The sequence below is a fragment of the Methylomonas sp. PHL2-19 genome, from assembly GCF_059331595.1.
Genome location: NZ_CP196842.1, coordinates 83,078 through 109,152 on the forward strand (window position 1 = coordinate 83,078; position 26,075 = coordinate 109,152).

The 26,075-nt window shown below is 49.0% G+C and carries 25 protein-coding genes; 11 read left to right on the plus strand and 14 right to left on the minus strand.

What is annotated here, in order from left to right; translation table 11 throughout:
• The first annotated feature begins 56 nt into the window (after window positions 1–56).
• Both ACR02O_RS23700 and ACR02O_RS23705 read left to right on the plus strand, forming a co-directional pair.
• Window positions 57–344: a type II toxin-antitoxin system TacA family antitoxin gene (locus ACR02O_RS23700; protein WP_054759603.1), complete on the plus strand. Its 288-nt coding sequence runs from the start codon at window positions 57–59 to the stop codon at window positions 342–344.
• Complete coding sequence (locus tag ACR02O_RS23705; protein WP_054759605.1) at window positions 334–819, plus strand: GNAT family N-acetyltransferase; 486 nt, start codon at window positions 334–336, stop codon at window positions 817–819. Before ACR02O_RS23700 ends, ACR02O_RS23705 begins: the two co-directional genes overlap by 11 nt.
• On the opposite strand, the gene cas3f is transcribed toward ACR02O_RS23705, so the two are convergent.
• The 7 genes from cas3f to ACR02O_RS23740 all read right to left on the minus strand — a co-directional run bounded on the left by cas3f (window position 816) and on the right by ACR02O_RS23740 (window position 8,238).
• Entirely contained in the window at window positions 816–4,100 is a 3,285-nt protein-coding gene (cas3f, locus tag ACR02O_RS23710) for a type I-F CRISPR-associated helicase Cas3f (RefSeq protein ID WP_444512415.1), read from the minus strand. The genes ACR02O_RS23705 and cas3f overlap by 4 nt on opposite strands.
• A complete protein-coding gene (cas1f, locus tag ACR02O_RS23715) occupies window positions 4,097–5,113 on the minus strand; it encodes a type I-F CRISPR-associated endonuclease Cas1f (protein WP_444512416.1) in 1,017 nt (338 codons plus the stop codon). Before cas1f ends, cas3f begins: the two co-directional genes overlap by 4 nt.
• A gap of 519 nt (window positions 5,114–5,632) precedes the next feature.
• Window positions 5,633–6,136 carry a FlhC family transcriptional regulator gene (locus ACR02O_RS23720; RefSeq protein ID WP_082409681.1) on the minus strand — a complete coding sequence of 168 codons (504 nt, stop codon included), beginning with the start codon at window positions 6,134–6,136 and terminating at the stop codon, window positions 5,633–5,635.
• A gap of 6 nt (window positions 6,137–6,142) precedes the next feature.
• The gene (locus tag ACR02O_RS23725) at window positions 6,143–6,421 is read right to left on the minus strand and encodes a flagellar transcriptional regulator FlhD (protein WP_444512417.1); all 279 of its coding nucleotides are present in this window, start codon (window positions 6,419–6,421) and stop codon (window positions 6,143–6,145) included.
• Between the two features lie 2 nt (window positions 6,422–6,423).
• Complete coding sequence (locus ACR02O_RS23730) at window positions 6,424–6,975, minus strand: transglycosylase SLT domain-containing protein (RefSeq protein ID WP_444512418.1); 552 nt, start codon at window positions 6,973–6,975, stop codon at window positions 6,424–6,426.
• Between the two features lie 58 nt (window positions 6,976–7,033).
• Window positions 7,034–7,267 (minus strand): hypothetical protein, encoded by a 234-nt coding sequence (locus ACR02O_RS23735; RefSeq protein ID WP_494523518.1) that lies wholly within the window; start codon window positions 7,265–7,267, stop codon window positions 7,034–7,036.
• Between the two features lie 2 nt (window positions 7,268–7,269).
• Window positions 7,270–8,238, minus strand: a complete 969-nt coding sequence (locus ACR02O_RS23740) for a ParM/StbA family protein (RefSeq protein WP_054759623.1) — start codon at window positions 8,236–8,238, stop codon at window positions 7,270–7,272.
• A 147-nt stretch (window positions 8,239–8,385) separates the two neighbouring features.
• On the opposite strand from ACR02O_RS23740, the gene mobI reads away from it, so the two are divergent.
• The 6 genes from mobI to ACR02O_RS23770 all read left to right on the plus strand — a co-directional run bounded on the left by mobI (window position 8,386) and on the right by ACR02O_RS23770 (window position 16,191).
• Window positions 8,386–9,393 carry a conjugative transfer protein MobI(A/C) gene (mobI, locus tag ACR02O_RS23745; RefSeq protein WP_494523519.1) on the plus strand — a complete coding sequence of 336 codons (1,008 nt, stop codon included), beginning with the start codon at window positions 8,386–8,388 and terminating at the stop codon, window positions 9,391–9,393.
• Between the two features lie 280 nt (window positions 9,394–9,673).
• On the plus strand, window positions 9,674–11,485 hold the full coding sequence (locus tag ACR02O_RS23750) for a tetratricopeptide repeat protein (RefSeq protein WP_444512420.1): 1,812 nt from the start codon (window positions 9,674–9,676) through the stop codon (window positions 11,483–11,485).
• Window positions 11,482–13,851: a tetratricopeptide repeat protein gene (locus ACR02O_RS23755; RefSeq protein WP_494523520.1), complete on the plus strand. Its 2,370-nt coding sequence runs from the start codon at window positions 11,482–11,484 to the stop codon at window positions 13,849–13,851. The genes ACR02O_RS23750 and ACR02O_RS23755 overlap by 4 nt, the downstream gene beginning before the upstream one ends.
• Before the next feature lie 92 nt (window positions 13,852–13,943).
• Window positions 13,944–15,098: a DUF4240 domain-containing protein gene (locus ACR02O_RS23760; RefSeq protein WP_444512287.1), complete on the plus strand. Its 1,155-nt coding sequence runs from the start codon at window positions 13,944–13,946 to the stop codon at window positions 15,096–15,098.
• A 47-nt stretch (window positions 15,099–15,145) separates the two neighbouring features.
• A complete protein-coding gene (locus ACR02O_RS23765) occupies window positions 15,146–15,709 on the plus strand; it encodes a YfbM family protein (RefSeq protein ID WP_444512288.1) in 564 nt (187 codons plus the stop codon).
• Between the two features lie 17 nt (window positions 15,710–15,726).
• Entirely contained in the window at window positions 15,727–16,191 is a 465-nt protein-coding gene (locus tag ACR02O_RS23770) for a hypothetical protein (protein WP_444512289.1), read from the plus strand.
• 825 nt (window positions 16,192–17,016) lie between these two features.
• On the opposite strand, the gene ACR02O_RS23775 is transcribed toward ACR02O_RS23770, so the two are convergent.
• From ACR02O_RS23775 to ACR02O_RS23795, 5 genes are all read right to left on the minus strand, one after another.
• Window positions 17,017–17,634, minus strand: coding sequence for a class I SAM-dependent methyltransferase (locus ACR02O_RS23775; RefSeq protein WP_444512290.1), 618 nt, complete (start codon window positions 17,632–17,634; stop codon window positions 17,017–17,019).
• A 74-nt stretch (window positions 17,635–17,708) separates the two neighbouring features.
• Window positions 17,709–18,062 carry a hypothetical protein gene (locus ACR02O_RS23780; RefSeq protein ID WP_444512291.1) on the minus strand — a complete coding sequence of 118 codons (354 nt, stop codon included), beginning with the start codon at window positions 18,060–18,062 and terminating at the stop codon, window positions 17,709–17,711.
• 129 nt (window positions 18,063–18,191) lie between these two features.
• The gene (locus ACR02O_RS23785) at window positions 18,192–18,473 is read right to left on the minus strand and encodes a hypothetical protein (RefSeq protein ID WP_444512292.1); all 282 of its coding nucleotides are present in this window, start codon (window positions 18,471–18,473) and stop codon (window positions 18,192–18,194) included.
• A gap of 671 nt (window positions 18,474–19,144) precedes the next feature.
• Window positions 19,145–19,615, minus strand: coding sequence for a hypothetical protein (locus ACR02O_RS23790; protein WP_444512294.1), 471 nt, complete (start codon window positions 19,613–19,615; stop codon window positions 19,145–19,147).
• Between the two features lie 95 nt (window positions 19,616–19,710).
• The gene (locus ACR02O_RS23795) at window positions 19,711–20,271 is read right to left on the minus strand and encodes a hypothetical protein (RefSeq protein WP_482804843.1); all 561 of its coding nucleotides are present in this window, start codon (window positions 20,269–20,271) and stop codon (window positions 19,711–19,713) included.
• Window positions 20,272–20,966: 695 nt separating this feature from the next.
• Here ACR02O_RS23795 and ACR02O_RS23800 point away from each other — a divergent pair.
• On the plus strand, window positions 20,967–21,104 hold the full coding sequence (locus ACR02O_RS23800; protein WP_494523497.1) for a hypothetical protein: 138 nt from the start codon (window positions 20,967–20,969) through the stop codon (window positions 21,102–21,104).
• A gap of 304 nt (window positions 21,105–21,408) precedes the next feature.
• Entirely contained in the window at window positions 21,409–22,356 is a 948-nt protein-coding gene (locus ACR02O_RS23805; RefSeq protein WP_494523498.1) for an integron integrase, read from the plus strand.
• A 161-nt stretch (window positions 22,357–22,517) separates the two neighbouring features.
• Here the strand turns inward: ACR02O_RS23805 and ACR02O_RS23810 are convergent, their stop codons facing one another.
• On the minus strand, window positions 22,518–22,919 hold the full coding sequence (locus tag ACR02O_RS23810) for an HNH endonuclease (RefSeq protein ID WP_444512298.1): 402 nt from the start codon (window positions 22,917–22,919) through the stop codon (window positions 22,518–22,520).
• Window positions 22,920–23,012: 93 nt separating this feature from the next.
• Window positions 23,013–23,756, minus strand: a complete 744-nt coding sequence (locus tag ACR02O_RS23815; RefSeq protein ID WP_444512299.1) for a TraB/GumN family protein — start codon at window positions 23,754–23,756, stop codon at window positions 23,013–23,015.
• Window positions 23,757–24,608: 852 nt separating this feature from the next.
• On the opposite strand from ACR02O_RS23815, the gene ACR02O_RS23820 reads away from it, so the two are divergent.
• Window positions 24,609–25,310: a hypothetical protein gene (locus ACR02O_RS23820; RefSeq protein ID WP_444512300.1), complete on the plus strand. Its 702-nt coding sequence runs from the start codon at window positions 24,609–24,611 to the stop codon at window positions 25,308–25,310.
• Window positions 25,311–26,075 lie beyond the last annotated feature (765 nt).

Below are 26,075 nucleotides of genomic sequence, written 5' to 3' on the forward strand. Positions count from 1 at the left end.
GTACCCTAAAGTTAATAAAATTGTGGGTACAATGAGTACTTTATCGGGAGAGGATTATGCCTATCGAAAACGGCAAACAAGACGTCCTAAAAGTTCGTATGGACTTGGCAACCCTGCAAATGCTGGAACAAGCGCGCCAATACGTTGGCCTGGACAAAAGCAAATTCATTCGGCAGAGCGTTCGGGAAAAGGCGGAAGCCATAATCGCCGAGCATCAACAAACCCGATTCAGCCAGGAGGACTGGCACATGTTTTTCGAGCTGTTGGACCACCCTCCGGAACCGACCGAGCGGATGAAAAAAGCGCTGCAAACCTATAACCGCATCGTCGGCGATGAAGTTTGAGTTATTGCAACCCAAGCTTCACGACCGGCAAAACTTCGATTGCGGCGACAGCGTTTTAAACCGCTATTTGCGCCAATTTGCGCAACAGGACCAAAGCCGCGACCTGAGCCGGGTCTATGTGTTGGCCGATACGCAACGCATCGTCGGCTATTACTCGATCAGCGCGTGTTCGGTGAACCGCGACGAATTGCCCGATGCAACCAGAGTTACGGCTTACCGGGAATTGCCGTTCATTTTGCTGGGCCGCCTGGCAGTAGATAAACAGTTTCAAGGCCAGGGGTATGGCGATGCACTGATCATGCATGCCTTTAAAACCACGAACGAGGCCGCCGAAAAAATCGGCATCTTCGGCATGATCGTCGACGCCAAACATGAACGCGCCGCCGAGTTTTACCAAAAGTTCGGTTTCAGACGCTTGAATGCCACGCCGAATCGTTTGGTGTTGCCGTTCTCGGCGATCAGAAAAGCAATTTAGTCGCCGCCATCCCGCCAAATCCCTAGTTGTTCGCAATAATTAAACTGCGTTTGCCGTTGCCGGTCGGTATCGCTGATCCGCACATTGATTTCGCCGTAATACAGCGCGGCATATTCACGACTCCAGCCGTGGCGTTCCGCCTGTTCCTCCAATAACTCGGAATAGTCATGCCATAGCCACCAACGCTGTTGCTCCAGTGAAGTTAGCGCAACGCGCTGGATTTTGTAACTATTCTCGATCGGATTGATACCACCTTGAGGAAGTTTTTCGACAAATCGAAACTCACCGTCTTGGTCCGGCACATCGAACAGGGTTTGTTGCGGGTCTTGCCGGCGAAACGGCTTCAGCCGTTGCGGCAAGGCCGTCAGCCACCAATGGCCGCTCAGCCAGCCTTGCAATGCTTCCGGCCCTGTCGCGGAATAATCGTTCAGCAATTGCCGGATGAAATGGTGTTCCAGATCGGCCAAATTGGCGGTTAGCTGTAATTCTTGGGATTGACGGATGCGCGGAATCGCGTTGATGGCCGCCAACTGCTCGGACGGAATCAGCCTGGATAAATCGTGGCTTTGCAGCATGTTTTCCGTGGATTCGAAGCCTGGCCGGCGAAACGCCGGCACATCGTCAGCCTGTTTCAGCGCCTTCAGGTTGTATTGCAACAAGCCAATATTCGGCGCATCCGGGAGCTGTTGGCGATGCCGCAATACTCGCCCGGCCAACTGGATGATGGAGCGGTAGGACGACGGCTCGACCACCGCCCAATCAAAGTCGTGATCGCGCCCGACTTCCTCGACCGGTGTGGCAACCAGGATGAAAATCAAATTTTCGGCTTGGCACGCGCCGACATGCCGACGTATCGCTGGGTTTTCGTAAACCGCTGCCGGTTCAACGCGTTTGAGGACTTGATCCAGATGCTTCTCCTGGCTGTGTCGCAACAGCAACACTTGCTGACTGTGGTAGGCCATGATGCGGATGTCCACATCGGCCGGCCAGTCGGTCGAATGCGCCAAGTAGCGTGTCAGCGCGATGCACGGTGGAATATTGGCCATCCGCACCACGCCGAACGAAACACGCTTGCCGTTGTGAGGGGCCGCCGAGGCGTGGCGCCGATGTTGGCGGATGACAGCAGCCTGAATGTTCGAAAAATAAGCCGTCTCAATATCGTTGGCTCCGGCCTCTGGCTTGGCGAGTCCAATCAGTTCGCCTATGCGTCTGGGCGGATTAAGTTTGGTGTTTTGTAAAAACGTACAACGCTTGGCGATGAAGGCTTGATGCTCGGCGCGGTAGGTTTCGATAGCATCAAGCGGAAACGCGGCAACCCGGTTGTCGTTCTCGTCGAACCAAGCGCAACCGATAGCCGGTTTGGCTTCGCGAGCCGCGGCGAACAAGCGCCAGCCGGCTTGATAGGCATTGAAATAGCCTTCGGCCAAAGCCGGGGTAATGGTGGCCGACGAGATCATCACTTTACAACCCAGCATGGCGGCCAAATGAATCAAGCGGCCAATTGCCACCAGGTCGTCGCTATCGAAATCGTCGATTTCGTCGATCACCAAATCCGACGACAATAAACGCAAACTCGGCAGGATGTGCCGGCCGCCGCGCGCGGTTTCGGTAGCGGCCATCAAATGATCGATGGTGCAGGCAATTACCGGTGCATACAACAGCTTTTGTTTTCGGCTATCGACCTGGCCGGCGCGATTGGTCCACAAGGTGCCGAGCACACTGAGCGCCTGCTCGGGAATATCGAAATCGATGTCGTTATCCTCGCCTACCGATGCAGCCGATTCGGAACCCAGTGACGAATCTTCTTGTGTTTGGCGGTGCAAATCGCGGACCGCTTGCGAGCCGATCATCACAGCCAATTCGCCGTTATCCAGCCCGATGCGTTCGCGGTATTCATCGCCGGTTTGCAGGGTTAACGTGCGTAATCCCAAGGCAAGCACGTAACGCAGGCTATCGCCGTCCGGCGATAACGCCCGCATGATTTTGGCGTTGGCCAAGGTTTTGCCGGAACCGGTGCTTGCCATATTGACCGCAAAAAAGCCGAAGCGCGGCGCGGTTTGGACGCACCCCGTTCGCCAACGCTGAATCGCTGCAACGGCTTGATCCTGCCAACGAAAGCGCGAATCGCTGCTTTTTTGCTGAAGCTTTTTTAAGTCGTAAGCGGATGGCGGTTCGCTTTCAAGACGCGGCAGGCGCCGCGCCAACGTGGCCGAGCATTGCGCGACCTTGACCAGATGTTCGTCCAACCATTGTTTGGGCTGGCCGTCGGCATCGGTATTGGCATACAACGCAACCGTTTGCCGCCATTGCGGATCGGTGGCTTGCGAAGAATATTGATGATCGCCCAACATCAAACTGAGCCGGGCAAAATGCAACACCCAACGATAGCCACCATTTTGCATGACCTGTTCCAGCAACGGCAGGCACTTCAACAGCTTGTTGGCGGCGGTTTGCAGTTGATCAAGCCAGGGTTGCGATTGTTTTAGCAAGCCTTGCGGGAATTGAAAGCATTGTTGCAACCGGTCCGCTTCGCTGTTGTTGCGATAACCCCAGTCGGCGGTGATGATGTCCAGGGCTTGTTGTAATGTCTCAACCGGCTCGCCCCGCCACTTTTTGGCTTCATCCCAAGTCAAATCCGGCAATTTGTGATGCGTGACGATCAGCCAAGCCAACAATCCAGCACCATCCGGTAGTTTTTGCAACGGCTTTTTTACGTTTTGGCCGGCCGCCGACATGAGTGGTGTTTCATCCCAAACACCCTCGGCCAGCCTCTGCAACCAAGTAATGTCATTGTCGGCATCTTGAATCAACGCCCGAAACAACAGTAGCGATACCCACTCGTGGCGCAATGGGTCGGGCGGCTGCTTGGATTGCAATTTGTGCTGGAAACACTGCGTCGCCTTACCCCAGTCATGCAGCAGCGCCGTCATGACCGCCAACGCCTTGATCAACGGCAAGTATATCCATTGGTGTTCCGGCTGGAACGCGGGCAAGGTCTTTTGGCTGCGATTCACCGGCACTATCCCTTCCGCATTAAAACACCGCCGATTCCCCACAATCCAAACCAATTCGCTCCGGCTCCGCGACCTGAGCCAATGGCAAGCCACGGCGGTGTTTTTAGTGGCGGTTTTGCGCAGCAGGGTTTTGACCGTGATCAGGCCTTCCTCGGTGATGACGGTTTGCCAGGTGTTGTCGCCGATGCGGTTAGCGAAGGCGTCGAGGACGCGACGGGTGCGGGCCAGGGCTTTTTTCTGGCATTGGCTGACGAAGGTGACCATCATAGTTGGGAACCCTCGGATTTATCGATGTTTTGTACTTTTCGTTCTCCCTCACCCCGGCCCTCTCCCTCAGGGAGAGGGTAATTAAGGGCTTGCTGTTTGACCTGTTCGAACATGAAGTCCAGGGACTTGTGGTCGGTAAATTTTTGCAGGATTTGCTGGCGAAACTCCTGTTCGCTCATCTTTTCCTTGGCGCAAACAAAAGCCCAGGGCAGGACGATGGCATCCTTGATCAAATCGGCGACGTCGAAAACCAAGGCGCCGCGTCGGGTTTTCCCGTGCATCACCGCGAAGCCGTGCGGGATGCCCAACACCCATAAAGTAGTCGCGGCCAATCCGTAAGCCAGATAGTTGCCGTGGTTTAGAAAGCCGTTGGCGAGGTCGCTGGCGTCGTGGTCACGGCTGAAGTAGTTGTGTTGAGTAGCCTTGGCGGCGTAGCGGTAGAGTTGTTTGGTCAATAGCGCTTCCCGTTGCAACAGGTCGCCGACTTTGCCGGCTTGCTCGATTTGCGTGCCGTAACCGTCCAGCGCCGCGGCTATGGCGCTGTCGTGGGCGAAGATGTTTTCGGCTTGCAGATCGCGGTCCTTGCTCCAGACCTTGCGGATATAGTCGATGCGAGCTTGCTGAAAGGTTTTGGCGACCGCCAAGCGTTGCGCGTCGTCGAACCAGAATTGCAGCCAGCCCTGCACGTATTCGGTGGGCCGGTATTCGCTTTGCGGCGTCAACCATTCGATTTCGCAGCCGCTAAACAAAGGTGTGCCTCCGCCGCCGCAAAAGCCGACCAACACGCCGGCACTGGCCAGCATGCGCATCGCCGCTTGGGTGATCGAGGTACCGGTGCCGAGCAGGATCACCGTGGTATTGGCAATCGGGATGTTCCAATACAGGTTCTCGTCTTTGGCCTCGGTTAGATACAACACCCGGCCATCTTTTTGCATGACCCGGCATTTTTCCAGGTAGTAGATGTTGGCGCGTTTAGAATGGAGGATTGTTTTTAATTCTGTAAGTTGCTGCATAGAAGGCTGGAGCAGGTTGGTGAAAAACCATATTTGAGACGCTAATTCTGCTCAATCGAACCAGTATTTAGTAGGAAAATAGCTTCATCGGCACTAAATATATAGTCATTCAACGCCAAAAAAGAGTTTTTCACCAACCTGGTAAGCGCCAAAATGATCGGGATTTGGGATATTACTGCTCTTAAAATATGAAATGTCACTTTTTGAAAAACTTAATCCATTTAATATCAGTGCCTTAAAATTTCACTTATTATGACATTGCATTCTAAAGGAGCAGTAATAAATTGCATTAGCTAGCCTTTGAGTAATTGGGCGCTTCATTTTATAGTGCTAATTAAATGAAAGATTTGAATTTAGATTATTCAGAAAACTTGATTTAAACACAGATTCCTTAGTGTTTTCAAAGTTCTTACAGCATGCCAACTAAAACACCAATAATTTATTCAAATTTAGCAACACCGTTAAGTACTATTCAGTTTTCAATTGTTTTGGCTATATTTTATTTAGTCGAGTTTATAATTAATTTGATGAATTGCAAAACGGGCATTTTTTCGCTAGTCGGCTGTCATCGCAGGCCAAATATTGCTGACTACATTTAGGACAGGTTTCAAAATAATTTGTCTCACATCGAAAGTCCCTTGTCAATGTCCACGCCTCATTGATCGATTTAGGATGTATATCGAGCTCATTATATTTTGGTACCAGCGTTTTAAAAATATCCCAGGAGTCGATCACAATCCGCACGTCCACAGAGTTTTTTTGTTGTCCATTCAATTCTGAGTATATTCGCATAAATAAGGTTGCGTAGAGCTGGTTCCTGCGATTGGACAGGACATAGGCTGATGATGACAGCAACCCAGAGCTTGGTGATTTCAAATGCAATTCTTTGTAAAGTCTTCGCAGCAACAGTTTTGATAATTGTGTATGAATAAATACGATAGACGTCCGAAAACCCGCTCTAATCATTGTGAGAGCTAATTCATGTCTGTTGAAAACCGTAATCGCCTTGTCGTTGTGGCTCATAAATAACTATCCATTTCTATTTATAATATCTATTAGTGTTTTTGGATCAGGCTCTTTTGATTCCAATATTTTTCTAAATCCGTCACAGTTTATTCGAGGAGAGAACAACAAAAATCCTGATTTAGATAAAGTAATTACTTCTCCAATACTGATACTGCGTATTAGCCTTGCTGTTTCATTGTCTAATCCAAGTAAAATCTTCAATTTGTTAGATTGATCATCAGTCATGGACTCTCTAATGAACAATAAAAGCTTTAGGTTGAACGCCTCGATTTCCTCCGTCATTTTTAGTCTCCAAAATACTTCCTAAGCCTATTGGCAATTAACGATATTCTTCTTCCATAGGCATATGCGCGTGCCAGTCGATCGGGCTCGTTGCCATAACCTGCATGATAACGACCTAATCCGAGAGTTTTGTTATGCGGTTCCGAGCGAATGGCTTCAGCTAGTATGTCGGCGCCGACCCGAAGGTTAACTTCTGGATCGAATAGATTTCTAATATCGCTGACACGATAGCCGTTCCATTTAATATTTATCTGCATCAATCCGACATCAATCGATGTAATTCCTTTTTCGAGTTCACGTGCTAAGGTATTTAAAGCATCCCCACGGTTTCGCGGAAAAATAGCCGTTCCCGCTGCGTTGATGGCCAATGGCCATGGTGTTATGGTGTTATTTGCACTGTATTTCGATGACTCCATTAATGATACGGCATACAATTCAAAGGGGTCTAGCCCTTTTTCTGCGGCAATTTTTCCCCAATTCGAGTTTATCAGTGCATTCGAGTAAGCATTAGCTGACAAAGAAACTAGGTACAAGATAAGTAACAATTTCCGCATATGTTTGGCTTACTTATTAAGAAATCACAAAAATATAAAAATGCAATAGCAAAAGTTTTCAATCTTCGGTGGCTAAGCTCGATTTGAGTTTTGTTAAGGTTGACTCAGACACTAAATCACTAGCTGATATATAAGAAACGGCGGACGAGTTTTGTAATCCGAGTTGTGAGATGACAACAGCCATGGTTGCTAGCGTCCGTACTCGTTCCGCCCGATCTCGGGAGTTTATTCTTTCGATATCGGCGTAAAGCTCTGGGTTGGCATTCGGATTGATTGTCACCAATACTTTCACCGTCACCCCCTCCCGAAATAGAAAAAGCCTAACGCGTTGGCAAGTGTTGGCTGCGATGGCGTAAAGATGGGGTTCAAGGGGAAAAATTCTTTAGTTGCGTTCTGATAAAGGGATGCGCCACCACCGGCCAGTAAGACGATATCAACAGAACCCTTCTCTCGGCGGAGAGATTGTTTCATGGCTTCTAATGCGATCATCGAGATCGATTGTGCAGCAGCGGCCAAATAATCCTGGAGAATGACCTCTTGGCCTAGCAAGAGCACATTGCTGCTTCCGGATCTTAAAGCATCCTCAATTTTTTCAGGGGTCAATTTGCCTCCATGGTCGTCGCAAATCAATTCACTTGTCTTGTCTAGCAACACTGACATAGCTTCTAAGCTGGTTCCGGACGACGCAGAAACAATTTCACCTTCGTTCAATAGCACCCAATCCACCGAAAAATAACCTGGGTCGATCACTAATACCCGGCCATCGCTTAAACGTCTGTCTTGCGTCGTAAATAGTTGTTCGACGAAGGCGCCGGTTGGCTGCGGAACGACGTGAACCTGTTCTACAGCGACTTGCCGTTTCGGGGTAATTTGGTGAACACCTTTGAGCTGATTGGCCAATGCTTGCCGCGCTGACCTGTCTTGCCATTGTGATACTGGGAGACCTGTAACCAAGACGTCGATAACAGAACGTTCGGATGATAGTAAGGCGGCATAAAACAGCGCTTTGTAAGAGGAGGTGTTTGTATAGTCCTGATGTAGAGCACGGTTCCAATTGCTCAGTTTGCTGACACTTATGCCAGCGCCCCACGCGACGCCGTCGAGCGTCACACGTAAAGTATCGCTCGCCCGATCGATTGCTTGGGGCAAGTGTTCAACGGGTGCAGCCCCGGCGGGAAATAATTTTGTGGTTGGTGGTGCAAGTTGATCACCGAATGCGAGCTTAACGTTCGAATAACCAATATCTAAACCGAGTACAAACATGAATATAGTCCTGATTACTTAATGGAAAGGTCTGGCGACTGATGATAGACGCGCGTCGATCTTACCAAGATCGATCAAAGGAACCCGCTGGCTAAATGCATCTGAAATGCACTTTGCCAACGGGTTTAGATTTTCAAATACGCTAGCATGGCAGTTTTCAACTCAGGCAAGGAAGGTGAGGCCATGGTCGAGACGGGATCCTGTAACTTGACCGGGACGGTTGCATACCATCATTATAAAACTCCGCCCGAAGTATGCGCGTGGATATTCAAGCAGCTTGACCAGTTGCGTGAACAGGCCAGTTTAATCATCGAACAATATACGGACAACTATTCTGGTTTGGTTAGAACAATTGTGGGCGTCGATCGTTATCCATTGGGTATTAAGCTAGAGTCAATGACAAACGATAGATTCGCTGTTACATGGGGTATCGGTAAGTGGGAACAAAAAAAATTCGTTCAAACGAGAAAATTCAATCTACAAAGTAATCGATTTCGTATTTATTATATAGATGATTATTTGGTCGAAGCACCCATAGAGTTAAAGAGCTTGGCGAATGAGACGGAAAATAAAATCGAGCGCATCAGAAAGCTGCAGCATTATTTGCTAAAAATTATTGCTCATATTGTTAGATATGAGTCAACCTCTTCTTATGGTAATGATGATATAACCCAGTCGATCTTAAAAGAGAGGGGGCAAGGTTCTGAAAATATATGCATGCCATTGAATCAAAGTGACAGGCAATCATGTAATGAAGTTAATAAATGGATTATCAATCAGAGAGCAATTCTTCATAAAGAGGCAGAATATTACGTGACTTATTATTGGAGCAACAATCGAAAGAGTGTCGCCTTAGAATATCCGTCAATTTCGCTTGGACTCAGGATAAAAATCAATCGCAGCAACTCAATCAGCATAGAGTGGTTTGAGGCCCAATTTGTTGGGAAAAAGGTATTTGAAAAAAAACGTTTCAAGAAGCCGCGAAACATTAACACTTACACAATTTTAGAAAAAATAATTATGTCTGAGCCGGAATGGTTTTCACAGCTTGTTCGGGACACAGAAGAAGAACTGGTTCGAATCAGGAAAATGATTTGTATTCTATCCAGCATAAAAGAAACATTATTGAATTACCAAAATATTGACTTCTCGTAAGCGATAGTTGATGCGTATTGGTGGGCGGTCGCCTGTCGACCCAAAAGGGACAGTCACCCCAAGGTTTCTAACGACAAAAAGGGTATCTAAAGCAGTCAGTCCATTTCTAAAAAAGAAACGAAGGGATTTTCGGGAATTTCGTAGCAATGTGCAATTGTGGCTCAATAGAAGACAACCTATTTTACGCGCTAGTCTTTTTAGCTTAATCTACTTAAAATAGCCGTTTGCTATTCAAGCATTCTTACTTTTACCCGCCGAATATTGACAACTTGGAGGTCGAATGAAAAAGATTGTCCTACTGCTTTGCGTAGGCGCTTATCTCTCGAAAGCAGCGGCAAAACCGCTTAATTCCGTCGAGATTTACGAGCAAACACAACGGTCAGTCACGGTTTTGGAAGAACTCGATGATACGGGTAAATCCTTGCAATCGTTAACAGGTATTGCCGTTGCAAGCGACCGCGTCGTTACGATGTGCGAAGCGATGAATGGTAAGCGGCAAATTAGGATCGTCACGAAAAGCAAATCTTTTCCGGCAACAATCTTAGCCAGAGATAGTCAACGGCACTTATGTTTGTTGTCGGTGCCTGGTGCTGAGTTAACTAAAATTGTTAGCGCTGACGTCAACCAAAGCGTTCAGTCGGGTGCACGGGTTTACGCTCTCTCCAACGCCTTGGGGTTGGGTATCGGCATTTCCGAAGGTGTGGTTTCAGGTATTCGCCCACAATTGGGTGTCGATTTTATTCAGTTTTCCGCGCCGGTTTCGCCAGGATCAGATGGCGGCGCATTAGTCGATGCCGAAGCGCATTTGTTGGGCATCATTACTTATAGGCACCGCGACGGGCAGAATGTGAATTTTGCCATTCCCGCCAAATGGCTGGCCGAGATTGAGCAGCATGACAAGTCCGACATAGCATACAAACAATTCCGGGAAACCTCTGAACAATTACAGCAACAGGAACAGTGGCAAAAGCTGACAGATCATGTCGAGCAATGGATCGCCGGGCATCAGGATGATGCCGACGCTTGGCGCTGGGCCGCAGTAGCGGCGCAAAAAATCGGCAATCTGGATAGCGAGGAAAATTCCTGGCGTAAACTGCATGAGCTGGACCCAGCATCCCCAATTGCGGCAGCCGGATTGGTCAGCGTAAAGCTGAAGCGTAATCAACGCGCCGAGGCGCTGCAATTGGCGCACGAACTGCTGTCGTTGCGTCAGGAGGATGCCGAAGTTTGGACTATCGTCGGCCAAACCGAGCAAGCGGCCGGTACCGCGACCAAAGCCGAAGAAGCCTATCGCAAGGCATTGTCTTTCAATCCTTGGCAACTGACAGCCTACCAGGGTTTGATCGGCATCGCCAAACGGCGCAACGATCTAGGCATGGTTACCCAATTATGGCGAAGTTTATCAGCACTATATCCTGCCGTATCGGACATTCAATTCAGTTTGGCCGATGCCTATATCCGCGAAGGGCGGCCAGCCCGCGCTTACTCCCTCTTGGAAAGGCTCACCGTACCCGACGCTCAAAAGGCCGATGCGAACTTTTGGAAAGGGCAAACATTGATTGCGCTCGGCAGACCGCTGGATGCCATCCAAGCCTTCGAAAAGAGTTTGCAGGGCAACCCTACAGCCAAAGCTTGGGTGTACGCGGCTTTGGGCAACAGTTATTTTCAACTACAGCGTTTTCCAGAATCGATCCAAGCCTACCGTGAAGCGGTTCGGCTGGAGCCCGGTAATCCCGAATGGCAATACGGTCTGGCTTTATCGCTAAAAGATGGTTTTCGTGGTCAAGAAGCCTTGGAAGTCGATGCTCAATTGCTCAAAAAATTTCCTAACGATCCTGCAGTTTGGCGACAAAAAGGCTTTAACGAAGGGATTCTAGGCCGCCATCAGGAGGGCATTAAGTCGATGGAAAAATCTCTGGAACTGGAGCCTAAGCAAGGCAAACTCTGGGTAGCCTTAATCGAGACTTACCGACAAGCCGGTCGGGATAAGGATGCTAAAAGCGCTTACGAAAAACTACGCGGAATCGACAGCGAATGGGCGGAGAAGGCTTACCGATCAGTCATTTTGCCATTCGAGGAGAGCCAGCCATGATTAGGGTTGAATTGATTCCTTTATGCTTATTCTGCCTGTTAACCGTGCCAGGCTGTGAATCCCGCGCCGAATATGATGCCGAAGGCTTGTTCAAACAGGTGTCGCCTTCTATCGTCACCGTTCAAACATTCGATGAAAAAGGCCGGCAACAAGGCCAGGGTAGCGGCGTGGTGGTCGACAAAGGCCGTATCGTCACTAACTGTCATGTGATACAGGAGGCCGATAGTCTGAAAATTTCCACCGATTCCCAGGAATATGCCGCAAGCTGGACGCTGACCGACCCGAGCCGGGATATCTGCGTACTTAGCGTTGACGGGATGGTAGCTCCACCCGTCGTTATTCGAAAAATGGGCGATGTGAAGATTGGGGAATCTGTTTTCGCGGTCGGCAATCCGTTGGGCTTTACTCTTTCAGTCAGTTCCGGCTTGGTTTCAAGTATCAGTCCCTATCGTGATGATCCGGTGATTGTGGCGAGCGTGCCTCTGTCACCAGGTTCCAGCGGTGGAGGTTTGTTCGATACCAGAGGCCGATTATTGGGCATCACCACTGCAATACTCACTGCGGGTCAAAGCCTGAACATTGTATTGCCGGCGGATTGGATTGCCGAATTAAGTAAACGTGGTATCGCACCGCCACCACCGTCCGTCATTCCCGGACCGGAGCCCCACTGGATGGAAGAAGCTCAAGCGCTGCAGGGTGCGGGAAATTTTCCTGAATTTGAAAAACACGTCCGCAAGTGGCGGGAAGCTCAACCGAATTCTGCACTAGCGGCCGCCTATTTGGGTGTGGCTTTATTTGAGAAAAACCCGACGGAAGCGGAAGCGGCGTTAAGGGAGGCCGTCAGGCTGGACGACAGAAATGAATTCGCTTGGTTTGTACTCGCCAAAGTGTTGTATCGGCTAGACCGGCGAGATGAGGCCAAACAACTCTTGCAAAAAACGCAATTGCTTAATCCCAATCACGGTAGCATCTATGCGACCAAGGCAGAATGGTTGCTGGCTGACAGCAAGCCAAAAGAAGCCTATGCCGCCGTTAAGGATGCAATCCGTGTAGAGCCCGGCGTTGGCGATCATTGGCGGTTGTTAGGCATCATTGCCGATAGACTAGATCGCGCCGGCGAATCAGCTAAAGCCTATCAAGCGGCACTTCGATTGAACCCAATAGACGCAAGCTCAAAACAGGCTTTGTCCAATGTGCTAGCCAGAAATGGCAAAGCCGATGCCGCGCGGTTAACACTGGGCAATGAAAACGACAATAATCCTTCCAGTGCCGGAACCTGGGTCTCGATGGGATTTACCGAATCCAATCGCAAACGCTATGGTGATGCGGAAAAAGCTTTTAGAAAGGCGATTGAGATTGCGCCGGAAACCACCAACGCCTGGACCGGTTTGGGTGTTGTATTAACCGAAACCAATCGTTTAAAAGAAGCCGAGCAGGCTTACGACAAGGCCTACGATTCAAAACCGAATAATCCAGGAGTTGTTGCCGAGATATTGACGAATCGTGGTAATGTCAAAAGCAAACTGGGCAACAAACGGGCAGCGTTAGCCGATATTGAGACGGCCGTTAAAATCGATCCAACTTATATCAATGCCTACCGATCTCTCGGTATTTTGAAGGTTGAGGTGCGCGACCATCGTGCGGTGGTTGATGCTTTCAGAAAAGTGGTTGCGTCCGATGTCGCTGGTGCAGATGATTGGGCGACATTAGGCGGCTCGCTAGAGGCCATTGGGGAAAAAAGAGCAGCACTTGAAGCCTTGGAAAAATCCGAGAAATTAAACCCGAATAACCCGAAAACGTTACAAGATCTCGCTGGATACTACGGCCGAAATGGCGATTTACAAAAAGCCTTGGACTATATCGAAAGAGCGTTAAAAATCGACTCGTCTGTCGCCGTTAACTGGAGCAATAAGGGATATGCGTTATTAAAGCTTGGCCGTTTGCCGGAAGCGGTTAGTGCGCTGGAAACCGCAACCAATCTTGATCCGCAATTCGCCAATGCCTGGATCAATTTGGGTGAGGCGCAGATGCGCAGCAACAACCTGGGCAAAGCGATTACGTCTTTGGAAAAAGCTGTTTCGTTGGCACCGGCCGCTCTCGATGCTCGTCTGTATTTGGCGCAATCCTACCTGAATTCTCGGCAAGCGGAAAAAGCCAGAACCCACGCCAATGTGCTGCTAAAAGCCCAGCCCGATTTGCCGCAAGCATTGGCGATCGTGACCTTGGCTGATTTGATGGACAACAACAGCGCTGCGGCTTTGACAAACTATCGAAAAATCCAGGCCAGAAGCCCTCAAATTGCCCAGTCAATCAAAGCGATGGCTGTTTCTAATGGGTTGTCTGGAGCGCAAGCTTTGCCTGATTAGATTTGCGCCACACTGTGCACTTTTTTTGCTGAGTTCACCCAGAAAGGTGCGAGCTTTCGAATCGAAAATGACGCTGAAAACGAGGACTTCGAATGGATGAACGGCAATTTTGGCTGATGGTGGAGCAAGCTCATGAGTTGTCGGGTGGCGATATGAAACTGAAATGCGAAACCCTGGCGGAGTTGGTTTCGAAATTGGCTAAAGACGATGCTGTGCGCTTTGTACATTATTTCGACGCCATGATGGATCGCGCTTATTCTTGGTCGTTATGGGGCGCAGCGTATGTCATTAACGGCGGCTGTGGTGACGATTGCTTCGCAGATTTTCGCGCGACGCTAATTTCCTACGGCCAGCAACTGTTCGAGTTGGTACTCGCCGATCCGGATAGGTTAGCGGACGATGATTTCGTGGAAATCGACTGGTTTTTCGAAGGCTTCCAGTATGCAGTGCATGACGGCGTAAAGGCTGCGACCGGCGGAACTGACTATCAGCGAGAAATGACTTGCCCGTTGCAACCGTCCGGTATGGCGTGGGCGGAAGATGATGTTTACGCGCTATTCCCGAAGCTGAGCAAAAAATTCGCCCCGCCATCATCGCTTACTAAATCAACCGTAAAGATACAGGGCGGAAAGGCTAAGCGTTACTTGGCCAGGCTGAAAATCTGGTTATTCATCATTGCTGTATTTGCCGGTTGCATAATCATTGCGCGCTATGTGGCCCCGCTGCTCGATGTGAATATCAAGGCAGCTTTGCTCTTCACTATGGTTGCGGTCTATTTGTTGCTGTCGATTGGCGTGGAGATTATTAGACACCGCTTACGTAAATCCGTGGAAAACCTACCGGAAACTGTGAGAATTGCCGCCGGACAGTACGATCCGGAAATACGTTATGCCGTTCCGACCACAGGTTCGGCATCGCCGCGCGTTACCGTTTTGATTGGTGCTGTTTTGATCAATGGTATGGTGATTCCGTTGATGATTGGCCCGATGGCCTTATTGCAGCAAGTTTTCCATATTCGTGAGCCTTTGCCCTCGGCGTTGAGCTTACTGTTGGGTTTTTGTTTGGCGTGGATATGGTGGTCCGTCGGTGTCACCATCTGGCGATGGTGGGCAACCAGCCATCAAGGTATGCCGGCAGACGAAGTACAGTGGCGTGGTGAAAACGCATCGTTGTTGTGGCCAAAAGGGCATTTTTTTGAAAAGACCGAGTTCGGAAAGGTGTTTGGCAAACTCAAGAATGAAAATTAAAAAGGTCCGAGTTGATACCTCGTTATAAATATATTCCAGGAAAGATCATGAGCATGTTGTTTACCTTACAACAGGTCAAACTTGAGCGGTTGGAGTCATTAATTGAAGACCCCTCCGATATATTCTTTTTTTTGCACGGGCCTGAAATTTATGTGCCCAAGAAAGGCTTCCTATCACGTCTGTTTGCAGCCAAGGAACCGCCTCCTCAAAGACCTTGGCAAGCGCCACCAGAGGACAGCTTGCTGGATTTAGATAAAAATTGGCATATTTTACATTATTTACTTGCCGATTGTCCTTGGGACGGGCCATTGCCTCAAGCAACATTATTATCGGGTGGTATCCAATTGGGCGACATAGATGTTGGCTACGGTCCTGCGCGCGCACTGCGTACCGCCGATATCGAAGCCTTTTTAAGCTTTTTGAACGACTTAAAAGCCGACGAATTTGGTGCAAATGTAAGCCAGAGCGATTTTGATCAAAACGAAATCTATTGTTCTGCCAACTGGCAAGTGGAAGATGGCAAATTACTCTGGACATACGTAGATGCTTTGAAAAACTTTCTTCGGGAAGCCGTTGAGAAAAGTAAGGGAATAATTCTTTATATTTACTGATGTGCAAGGGGTGTTGAATGAAGTGGTTTGAAATGGGCGCCCGCGGACATCATGGTTACCCTCAGCCAGAGGATGATTACCTTGAAACCACATACTCTGACGTGTGTCTGCGTTGTGGCATCCGAAGCCATCAACGGTCGCCTTTTCGAGCACGCCCGTTCCGCAAGGCTGCCAACTCGCACTTCTTGCAACTGAATTGGGAATTCGACGCCTTCTTCGTTACGCAGGAAGTTGTTGATGTCTTAAGTGCTTCCGGGTTAACTGGCTTCACGTTTGGTCCTGTGCTCCACTACAAATCCGGTTTAGCAATGGCCGAACGGCAACAGTTGATCATATCGGCGCGTATTGACTGCGTTGAAACCAGCATGCTGCCTACAGTAACTTGCCGAGCAAACAACGAGGAAGCGAAATATACGCTTCCTGGTCCCAAGAGATACCCTGTAGACGCACCATATTGGGGAACCGTAAGGATTCCTTCGTAAATGAGTAACATCATCAGGTATGCTGCATTTAATGGAATGCAGACCGATGTTTACGCCTGGCCGCCGGAGGCATCAAAACAAACGGGGGGTGCGCGCGGGCTTCAGGGCAATATATGCCCGCACGCGCACCCCCCAGCAATCCCGTAGCGCAGCGAAGGGGCAATCGCAGCGCGCAGGCTGTTAAACGGCTTGCGTGTCGAAACCGTAACAGGTAACGCTCCCAGCAGCGCCCTCTCGGCTCCCGTCCCTCAGGTCAACCCTGGGGGGGTTGCGGGGGCTTAAACCGCATAGCCCGGATTCCTTGCGTCAAGGGCGGCTCGTAGCGGAGCGAAGAGCCGGCGAAGCTTCCCTTGATGGAAGGTGGCGCGGTTTACGCTTTCGCGACCCCGCCAGGGCTGCACGCAGCGCAACGGCAGCAGCAGCGGCAACGGCGGCGGCAGCGATCCGCTTTCGGCTCGAATCCGTGGAACATTCCGGAAACCCGTCTTACCCGCACTTGCACCAAAAAGGTGCAGCCTGAGAAGTGCGAAGTGCTAGTGACACTCGCACTTTGGTATGGAATCCCATACTAAATTTTTACCAGTTGATAACCGTTCTTATTTGCACGAGTTAAAACCCGTGAAACATTTTTACTTTTCGGCGGCTTTTTGCGCCGCCTAAATTCCGTTACTTGTCACGCTTTATCTTGCCGGCATGAATGCCGGGTTTTGGGTTGGCAATGGCACACGTTGACCACCGCACTTAATCCCTGAACCCCGTGTTTTTTGCGGCCTCGCCTGCTGGTGCCTAACGTTCGACGTAAGGGGCGACCCCTTGACGGAGGGGTTAGGTTGCACGGTGGAGCACCATGCCACCTTTGAGCAGCAACTGCTCAACTACGGCGAAGCCAGCACCTGAAAGCGCGGCCCTTTGCTCAGCAGCTGACATGTACAACTGGTGATTGGACATACCTCCCTCGCCAAAATAATGATCACTGACGAGATAGCTGCCTCCGGCAACGAGGCAGGCTCTGACTTGTGCATGCAACGGTGGGGCATGGTGCTTGTGACGAAGCTCGTGAACCGCTTGATTGGTTACGACGTGATCGAACTTGCCAAGACCCTCTGACCAGTCCGGCTCCCTGAAACTCCGCTCGACGAACTGGACGCGCGCCGCCAGCGGGCCAAGCCGCTGCAAGGCGAGCTGATGCATTGGTGGAGAGAAGTCGAGGGCTACGAGGGTGACGAACGGTAAGGACTGGAGAAGATGCTCCGCCAGGAAGCCTGGACCGGAACCCAACTCAAGGACGCGACAAGGTTGGCCTTGGCTTGCAGCTTGGATTGCTGAGGCCATGGCCGAGAAGAACTCGGTGCGCCAAGGGCGCCTGACCATGGCCAGTTCCGACCACTGGCGAGCGTCTTCCTCCAGACGAAGGTCAATTGGACTTGGGACGTCTTCGATCATGATGCATGCAACCTAACGTTTGAAGTAAGGGGCTGGCGAAAACGGTGGCTCAACCCTCGTTATTGAAAATTGTATCATCGAAGAACGCTTTCGGCAGTCCCGCTTGACTGATGGGTTAGGCTTTGCCGAATAGCCGCAACCGTATTGAATGGCGGCACACCCTCAACTGCTACGACGTGTTCAAGTGCTTCTAATAGCTTGGAATGGTGGCTTTCGGTAGCTTTTACCAAATGGTATTTTCCATTTTGCACAGTGAACAACCCCCTTTTATTTGGAACGGTAAATTCTGGCTTTAGTGGTGCACCCGCCTCATTCCAAAATAGCCAAATTGTAGCCTCAACATCTAAACCTTCACAATACCCAACTGCTGCGTTTTCGTTCTCGAAAACATGCAATGTTTGTTCTTCAGTTTCGATAGCAAAAATCATAATGCCTAACGATAAGGGTAACTTGCCAGCAAAAGCGTAGCGACGATAGGAGCGTAGCTTTTGCCGGTCAAGTTGACCCGTTTGTTATGCCCTTGACATATTACGGCACCAAGATTCATAAAAATATTATTACCAAGGAGTTATAAATTGATAAAAATCGCCAAAACTCTGTATTGCTTTAGACGCCGACAGTTTGATTGATTTGCCTTTAAATAACCAAAAAGTAAAAATTGGAATAAACAGAGCAATAAAAATCAAGATTTCAATTACATAAAATCCAAAAAAATAGATACCAGTGTTTGCCCCGCCGAAATATCCTCCGACTAAGGCGAGGATGAAAACCATGACATTAACTATAAATAGGTATTTAAGTTTTAACTTTGCACTTAAAATTATTTCTTTGTCTTCCATTTATCACGACATCCTGTAACGTGCATAACGTCAGCGTTGAGCGGCGAGCCGCTTTTTGGCGAGTCCGAGCTCGAACGCGGGGTTAGGCCGAACAGCCATCTTACGTGCCCAAGTCGCAGTCTTTCATTGCACCGAACCAATCGAGGTTAAAGTTAACTGATACATATTTTCGCGCGTGCGGCACCGGGCATTTTGAGCAGTCCTGGTGAATTGAGTCGCCAAAGGTACCTTGCCTGCCGTGTTTCGACTCGACATTACAGTAACTGTACCTTTTCAGTCCATCACGTTCAGAGATGCCATCTGAATTAAAACGAAATAGTGGGCACGCGCAAAGGTAGCAGTTCAACTTTGCAATGTCATGGCATTCTTTACCTTGAGCGTAGAGAGGACAAAAATCAGGCTCCGCAGTGCACATATTTTCAAAGTCAAAGTAGTCAATTATCTCTTCCTTCGAGTAGCCCTGCTTCAGCAACCTGTCAACGATCGCTTTGTGCTTCTCTCCGTGATTTCTAAACCACAGTCTATAGCTCATTACGTACAGTCTCAATTTCGGTCTAACGTTGTAGCTAACCGGTCCCGCAACGGCAGGACGCCGCAGGGCCAGAATGAAATGAGGCCCGAAGGCGGCGTGCCGTTGCGGGTCCGGTTGAGCGAGTGGTTAGGCCGCGCGCTCATGGACTACTAAACATCCGGGCCAAGAAGCCCTTGCTCCAGTATGCAGCAAGCCTCTGCGCACTGAGAAATAGCCGCTCCGCCGCTCGAGGATGCTCGCTATCAATACCGGCCCACACAGAGCGCGGCGCTACGAATATCGAGTAGCTGTCGCCATCCATCGGCCTGAACTGTCGAAGTTCGTACTCCGGCGCAATGGCGTTGCAGATGTAAAAGAGAAGTTGCTCTTGTGTTGCCTTAGAAGAAAGCTCAGCCAGGATTGGCGGTTTGCCTTGCACGACTAGCTCGCAAGTGCGTTCCGTCAAAGGCCCGATCACAAGGTAGCCATCCGGCAGGAACGACGCAACGGCATCGACGATCTCTGGTGCCCCGTCGCGCCAATCGATCACGGCGCAGTGCTCCGAACCTCCGAATTGGGCTTCGGCTTCTGGGTCGCCATCGAGAACTCTTTGAAGAAGCGTCTGTTCCATCTTCGAGGCCTAACGGTAAGGGTAACTTGGCGGCGAAAGCGTAGCGACGATAGGAGCGTAGCTTTTGCCGGTCAAGTTTACCCGTTGGTTATGCTTCAATTTACTGGTCTTCTTATAACTTCATTAGGCTTCGGCTCATATTTGCCGGTATAACCATTTATTGAGTCGAGAAAGTTATAAAATAGTTTCCTCATTTCTTGGTCATAGCTCATTCTGTTTGTATTAAGCGTCGGCCAAGCTAATCTGGCAGCCACAACCACATTGGCCACTTTTTTAGTGGCATCAAGTATTGTGTAAGGTGTTTGCTCTTGCATTGCTCTTTGGCTATAAGTTTCCCAATCTTTATATTTCTGGTTTGTAGGATTTTCAAAACCGAAGCTTTTTCCAATTTTAGCTAGCGCCGACTGAGCCTTTGGAGAATTTAGAGTAAATAGACTTATTGATAAATTGGTCGAATCTTGGGTGCTTGCATCACCTTGGTTCGGTATTTGAAATGCCATTACGGCTACAGGCGGCTTTGTTTGAGACGCAATCACCGGCCATTGATCTTCCGCCGCAAACGAAACATATCCGCCTTCGGTAACTATTTTCAGTTCTATCGCATGGGTAGCACTAGTAATAGACGTTAGCAAAATAATTGGGATCAGTTTCTTCATGGCTTTTGTGGCATAACGTTCGAGGTAAGGGGCTTGCCGCAGGCAAGTCCCCTTGACCGAGGGGTTAGGCCGCACGATCAGCCGCGCCATGGGCCGGACCATTGCTTGAGCACCTTCAGTGGCTGCTGAACGCCCGGCCAGAGCATGATTCGGTATCGGTCGCTTCCATCAAGACCGTTATCGAGAATGCTCGCCAGGCCACTGAACAGTATTCGAGCCTCGTAGTGGCCTGGAGGCAGAGAAAGGTACAGACGCTCCGGGCCCGTGCACTCGTGCACTTGGAGATGACCCGTGGGCAGAAAAAGAGAGCAAGACAAAGCGTGATCGACTTCGGCTAGATCAATGTCTTGTGGCTCGCCGAAGACTTCCACTTCGACCGGGACATTCATATTGCGCGCGGGGGCAACCGCTACAACCTGACCAGTGGCCTTTGCCCCATTTGCGAGGTCTTCATCCGTCCAATCTTCCGGCGCAAGCCACTTCGTCTCCCCGTCCGCCAGGTAGAACTGGTGGTAGTCGGCAAAGACAACGAGAGAGGCGCGGTGGAGGACGGGGATTTGAGGCCTAACAAGTTATTAGATAGTTCTGTATATCTACCATAAAAGCTGCGCTGCTCCAATAAATTTGTGATTAGCAAGGATTTTTCCTTTCTGTATATCATTCACACTGTGTCCAAATCAGCTTTGGAGGTTGCCATGTTAGCCGTTCCCGCATCTCTTAGCCAGGCATTTGAAACACAACTCAATCAGCGCAATGTGCCCGACCGGCAACGGCGCGATTTTCATAAGTGGTTTCGGTTTTATCTGGGACTTTTGCAACAAGTACGGAGCTAATCCAAAGCTCACCGCAAGCTTTGCTCCATTTGACGAAAAGTTGCAAAGTAAAGGTCAGTCTGAAACACAACGACAACAAGCTCGCCGAGCCGTAGCCATCTATTACCGCATGGTCGGCGCGATTAAATCGCCAACAACACCCTCCAGCGATACGTCACCTGATCAGTCATTAACATCGAAGCGATTAGCTGAACCCTATCAGAGTCCTGTCAACCAGACCGTTACGACACCATCCGTACCAGAAACCCCGAAGCCTTCGCCTGTCGAAGAGTCGCCAAAGCTAACCGGTGCCAGTTGGGTGACGGTGTACGAACAACTGCAAGCCGCTATCAAGGTTCGTCATTATTCAAACAAAACTTGGCAAGCGTACCGTTACTGGTTGCAGCAATTTCAAACCTACACGAAAAGCAAAGATGCCCGTTTGTTGGACATGGATGATGTGAAAGCTTTTTTGAGCCATCTCGCCATGAATAAGCAGGTTGCCGCTTCCAGTCAGAATCAAGCTTTCAATGCGTTACTGTTCTTGTTCAAACATGTATTGCTAAAAGAATTCGGAAAAGTCGAGGGTGTGGTGCGGGCTAAGCGTCGTCCTTATATTCCTGTAGTGTTATCGCGCCCGGAAGTTGATCGAATTATCGGTTTGTTGGAACCGCCTTATGACTTGGTCGCCAAGTTGTTGTACGGTTGTGGCTTACGCCTGTTCGAGTGCCTGAAACTACGAGTGCAGGATTTAAATTTTGACCTGCAGGTATTGACAGTGCATGACGGAAAAGGCCAGAAAGACCGGACGCTACCAATGCCGGAGGTCTTAACAACTGAATTGGCTGCTCAAGTAGAGCGAGTCGCCGCCTTGCATGAACAAGATCTAGCAGCGAAGACTGCCGGTGTGTTCTTGCCTAAATCGCTGGATACAAAATATAAGAACGCCGCTAAAGAATTTGCCTGGCAATGGTTGTTTCCGGCGAAATCGCTCACGTTGGTTCCGGCCAGTCAGGAATATCGGCGTTGGCATTTGCACGAGTCCCATGTGCAACAGGCCATTAAATTGGCGGTGCGCAGAAGCCGAATTGCGAAACGTGCGTCGGCACATACGTTTCGCCACAGCTTTGCCAGTCATCTTTTACAAGCCAATGTCGATATTCGCACCATTCAAGAATTACTGGGCCACAGCGACCTGAGAACGACCATGATTTACACGCATACCGTGCCTAGTCGGACGATCAAGGAAGCGAAAAGCCCGCTGGATTTCTAAAGCTAAACCGTCGGCGGCAATGTGCCAGTATGCAGTCATTCCTCAATGATTGTTCTGTGGCCGCTTGTGGCCGTCTGCCGCCGATGGTCAGCGGCATATATTTCAGTTGCAAATAAGGAATCTGGTATTGTCCGGTTGTCCGATCAATACCAGAGCAATGTCTAGTTTAATCTTATGCTGTGCCACCCTCCCTGGCTCATACGAGCCTGAATTAAGTCTCTGTACTGTTCAGGTTCAGGTGGGTTTTTCCGTTGGTGTCGCTTGTGATTACAATACCAGCAAGCCGCAACGATATTAGTCGGCTTGGTTGAACCACCTTCATGATGAGCTTTAAGATGCTCACCTGTGCATCTTAAGAGTTTTGCCTGGTTAGGCGTTATTTTGTATTTGGCGGAAAATTCAATGAGATTCCCCGTCGCCATTGGTTGGTCGCAGTAGTAACAGCGGCCGCGTTGACGGGAAAAAGCGATAGAGCGGGGTTTTATAAGCGATTTGCGACGTTGTGCCATGAGAGTCTCCGAGTGAACAAAAGGTTGCCCCCTGTCGCTCACATGAGCATCCATGGGGAACCAGTCGAACGCTCCAACTGGCACAATAGGCACCCCAACGGGTAGTGCCCACAGAAAAATTATAGAGTTGACTAATCTGAAAAACAACTAGAGATTACATTCCCAAACCACAAAACCATCGATAACATCCTTCGTTGATCGATGACGCTTGGCGTTGATCAGCGACATGAGTGACTCATTCAGAATTGGTAATGCTTCCGGATCGAAGGCACTAACGTATCGGCTTGACCTGCCTTGCCCGTTCTCGCACCTCTCAGGTAGCCAACGTTGCGGGTAGGATTTAACTTGATAGCCATGGTCAACCAGAATCTCGGCAACAAATGGTCCTCCGCTTTTGACAGTCCACTTAACTTTTTTCAATGTGTGCAATCCACCCAGAAGGACCAGTATCGGCTCATCGCGTTGTAAATGTTCTAAGCGGTCAGCCATGTGTTCGTCGCGATCCTGATCCGCATCGATGGCCTCGATTCTCAAGCAGGGTGTTTTCGATTTTAGCTTGGCCAGATAATCAATTAGTTTTCGCATACCTGGATGATCGATGGCATACGGTATTTTAATCTCCGATACCCGTGTTTCGCCCTTCGTTACTGCATCGATGGCGGGTTGTTGATTGTGGTTAATTTCGAGCCCTACAGTCAGGCATTGATGTCTTTTAAGTGCTGAATCCACCAGAAGCGCAAACAGTTGTGCCGATTCCGGTTTCTGGTGGGTTTCACCGATGATGACAATGTTGCCGGGGTTGATATTGTCCTGTATGGTCGAGAACTCATCCGACCATACAGGACCGGATAACAGCACCAAATAAATACTAAAAAAGTATCTTTCCAACACCTAAAAGGCTCCTAAACTGTACAAAATGGCGTTATTTATAGCATCTCGTACTGTAGCTCCTGCGCTAATTTCTGCATTAAAATTCAGCTTTGAACGGCCCGCTAACCGGCTAACAATGTCTAATTGTAACGGCTTGCAATCGAAAATTGCGCAAACCAGCAATCAGCGCAATTATCGAACGGAATTAGCTGTAACTGACGGGCGCGCAAACCGAGATTATTTGCAAGTGAACCTGCAATCATTCGCGCCGACCTGCAATCATCCGCAGCAAACCAGGATTATTTGTAACTGACACCAGTTCCAGAAACTCAGCGTCAAGGAAACAATATTGACGTTGATTCATTGACGAGATAGTTGGAATATCAAGGTAAGATTCGGCGCGAAGCGCATTTTGGCAAGACGAAAGTCCAGAAAACGGACGTATTCTGGACTGTATTTTTTTTCGAAGTAGGTGTCAGCAGCGACTTGGCCGACAAAAACCGACCCGTTGCGGCCTATCGCCTAACATGATTCAATGGCGCCAAATGGATCATTACCAGTCCTTATTAACGGACACCAATGATATTCGGAAATGAAAGTTCTCTGCTAATCAATGAATTAGCATGCAACGTGGAATTTTAGCTATATATACATACTGTTAACAGCCAAATAACGTGTTGGGCGTCCTTATAATGGAAAGATCGTAATCCAGGTAGCATGTCCCTCGAGTTAAGGAGTCTCTGATTAATTCGCGTTCTTGAATTTCAGGTTCAATTAAATCAATGACTTGTACATCGATTTTTCTTGAAAATCCGTATTAATCAGAGGTTCCTTAATTTAACCTGATTAGCTGGATATATTAAAAAGGCGAGCATGAAAAACAACATCGATAACAATCCTAAATCTATAGTAGAGCGCTTAACTAAGTTTCGACTTATCTCTTACTTTGTCGCTCTCTCTACGGTTATGGGTGGGATCCTGTCTTTTTCAGAAACAACCAGTAAATTCATTGATTGGTCAAAAAGCATGCTTGCGATAGCACTACCTCCAAGTGAAAACGTGGAAACACGATCGTTCTGGATAATGCTAGACGGAGTAGAAGGCTACAAACTCGTCGATCGAACTGGGGTTGAAATATTCAAGGCTGAGGATTTAGGAAAAGGGGACCTAATAATCGTTCCACAAGAGCAGAGGCTACCAGTACCTTTCGCCGAGGCTATAGACGATCCACTTCCCCTTGAGACTAAAACAGACGACGGAAAGTCTGTAGTTAGAATCCGCCCCGCTATCGGCTCAACAGAGGTAATCAAAGAAGCACTTATTTGGCCTGGCAATTACCAAATCCTTGATGCTTATATTGTTACTGAGAAGCAGCGCGGCGGATACAGTTTTCAGCAGGGACGCTGCCCAACTGTAGTTTATTTTGACTCAAATTTGAAAGAAGTTGGTTACGAAGGAGCTCCTTATAGAAAGCACGTATGGGTCAGAATCGAACGAACGAAAACGAGCTATTCATTCAAAAGGATTGACCCACAAAATCCACCCGAATTTTGCAAAGACGGAATGAATGCATAAGTTTTGAGTGACAGCTTATTGTGTTGCAGCCGCCATACGTTGAAATCGATGAATGACTCAAAATGGCCGCTTGGTTGAGGTCCCCAGTGGCTGCTTTGAGCCCTTCCGTTACAAAAATCTGGACTGGGCCGGCTAACCGGTTTAGAGAAACGCGGCAGATAAAATGGGCCTGTGGCTGCTTTTGGTCGGAATGCCTAGATTGTCAAGTCTTTGTGGTTCAGTGAGTAGACTGGTGAGCAACGAATGATCGACAAGTTGCCTCGACAGCATATGAATTACGAAAATAGCGAACTCAGTCGATCATTTGTCGACATACAGGCGAAATGAGTCGTGTATTCTGTTTTATTAATCTTTCGATAGGAAGTAAGGGCATTAACAGGTTGGTGAAAAACTCATTTTTGACCCTAACTCAGCCTGTATTTAGTTGAAGCATGATACTGCAGACACTATATATTGATTAAGCTGGCCAAAATTAGCGTCTGAAATATGGTTTTTCACCAACCTGTTACGGTTACCTTGAGTCCGTCGGCCGGTTTACGCTAGGCATTAGCAAAGCGCATCACATGAAACGAGATATTCGTGCAAACGACTGCCGATTTCAGGATGACGTAGTACCCATTGCTCAGATAGAGCTTGTTAGACGGCTCTGTTTAACGTCATTGCGTATTGGGAAAAATACAATGTGGCATCGCCGCGAACCTATTGAATTGAAAGCTGAAAAAATGGAACGACGTAAAAAATCCGACGCGCGAAAAGTAATAATTA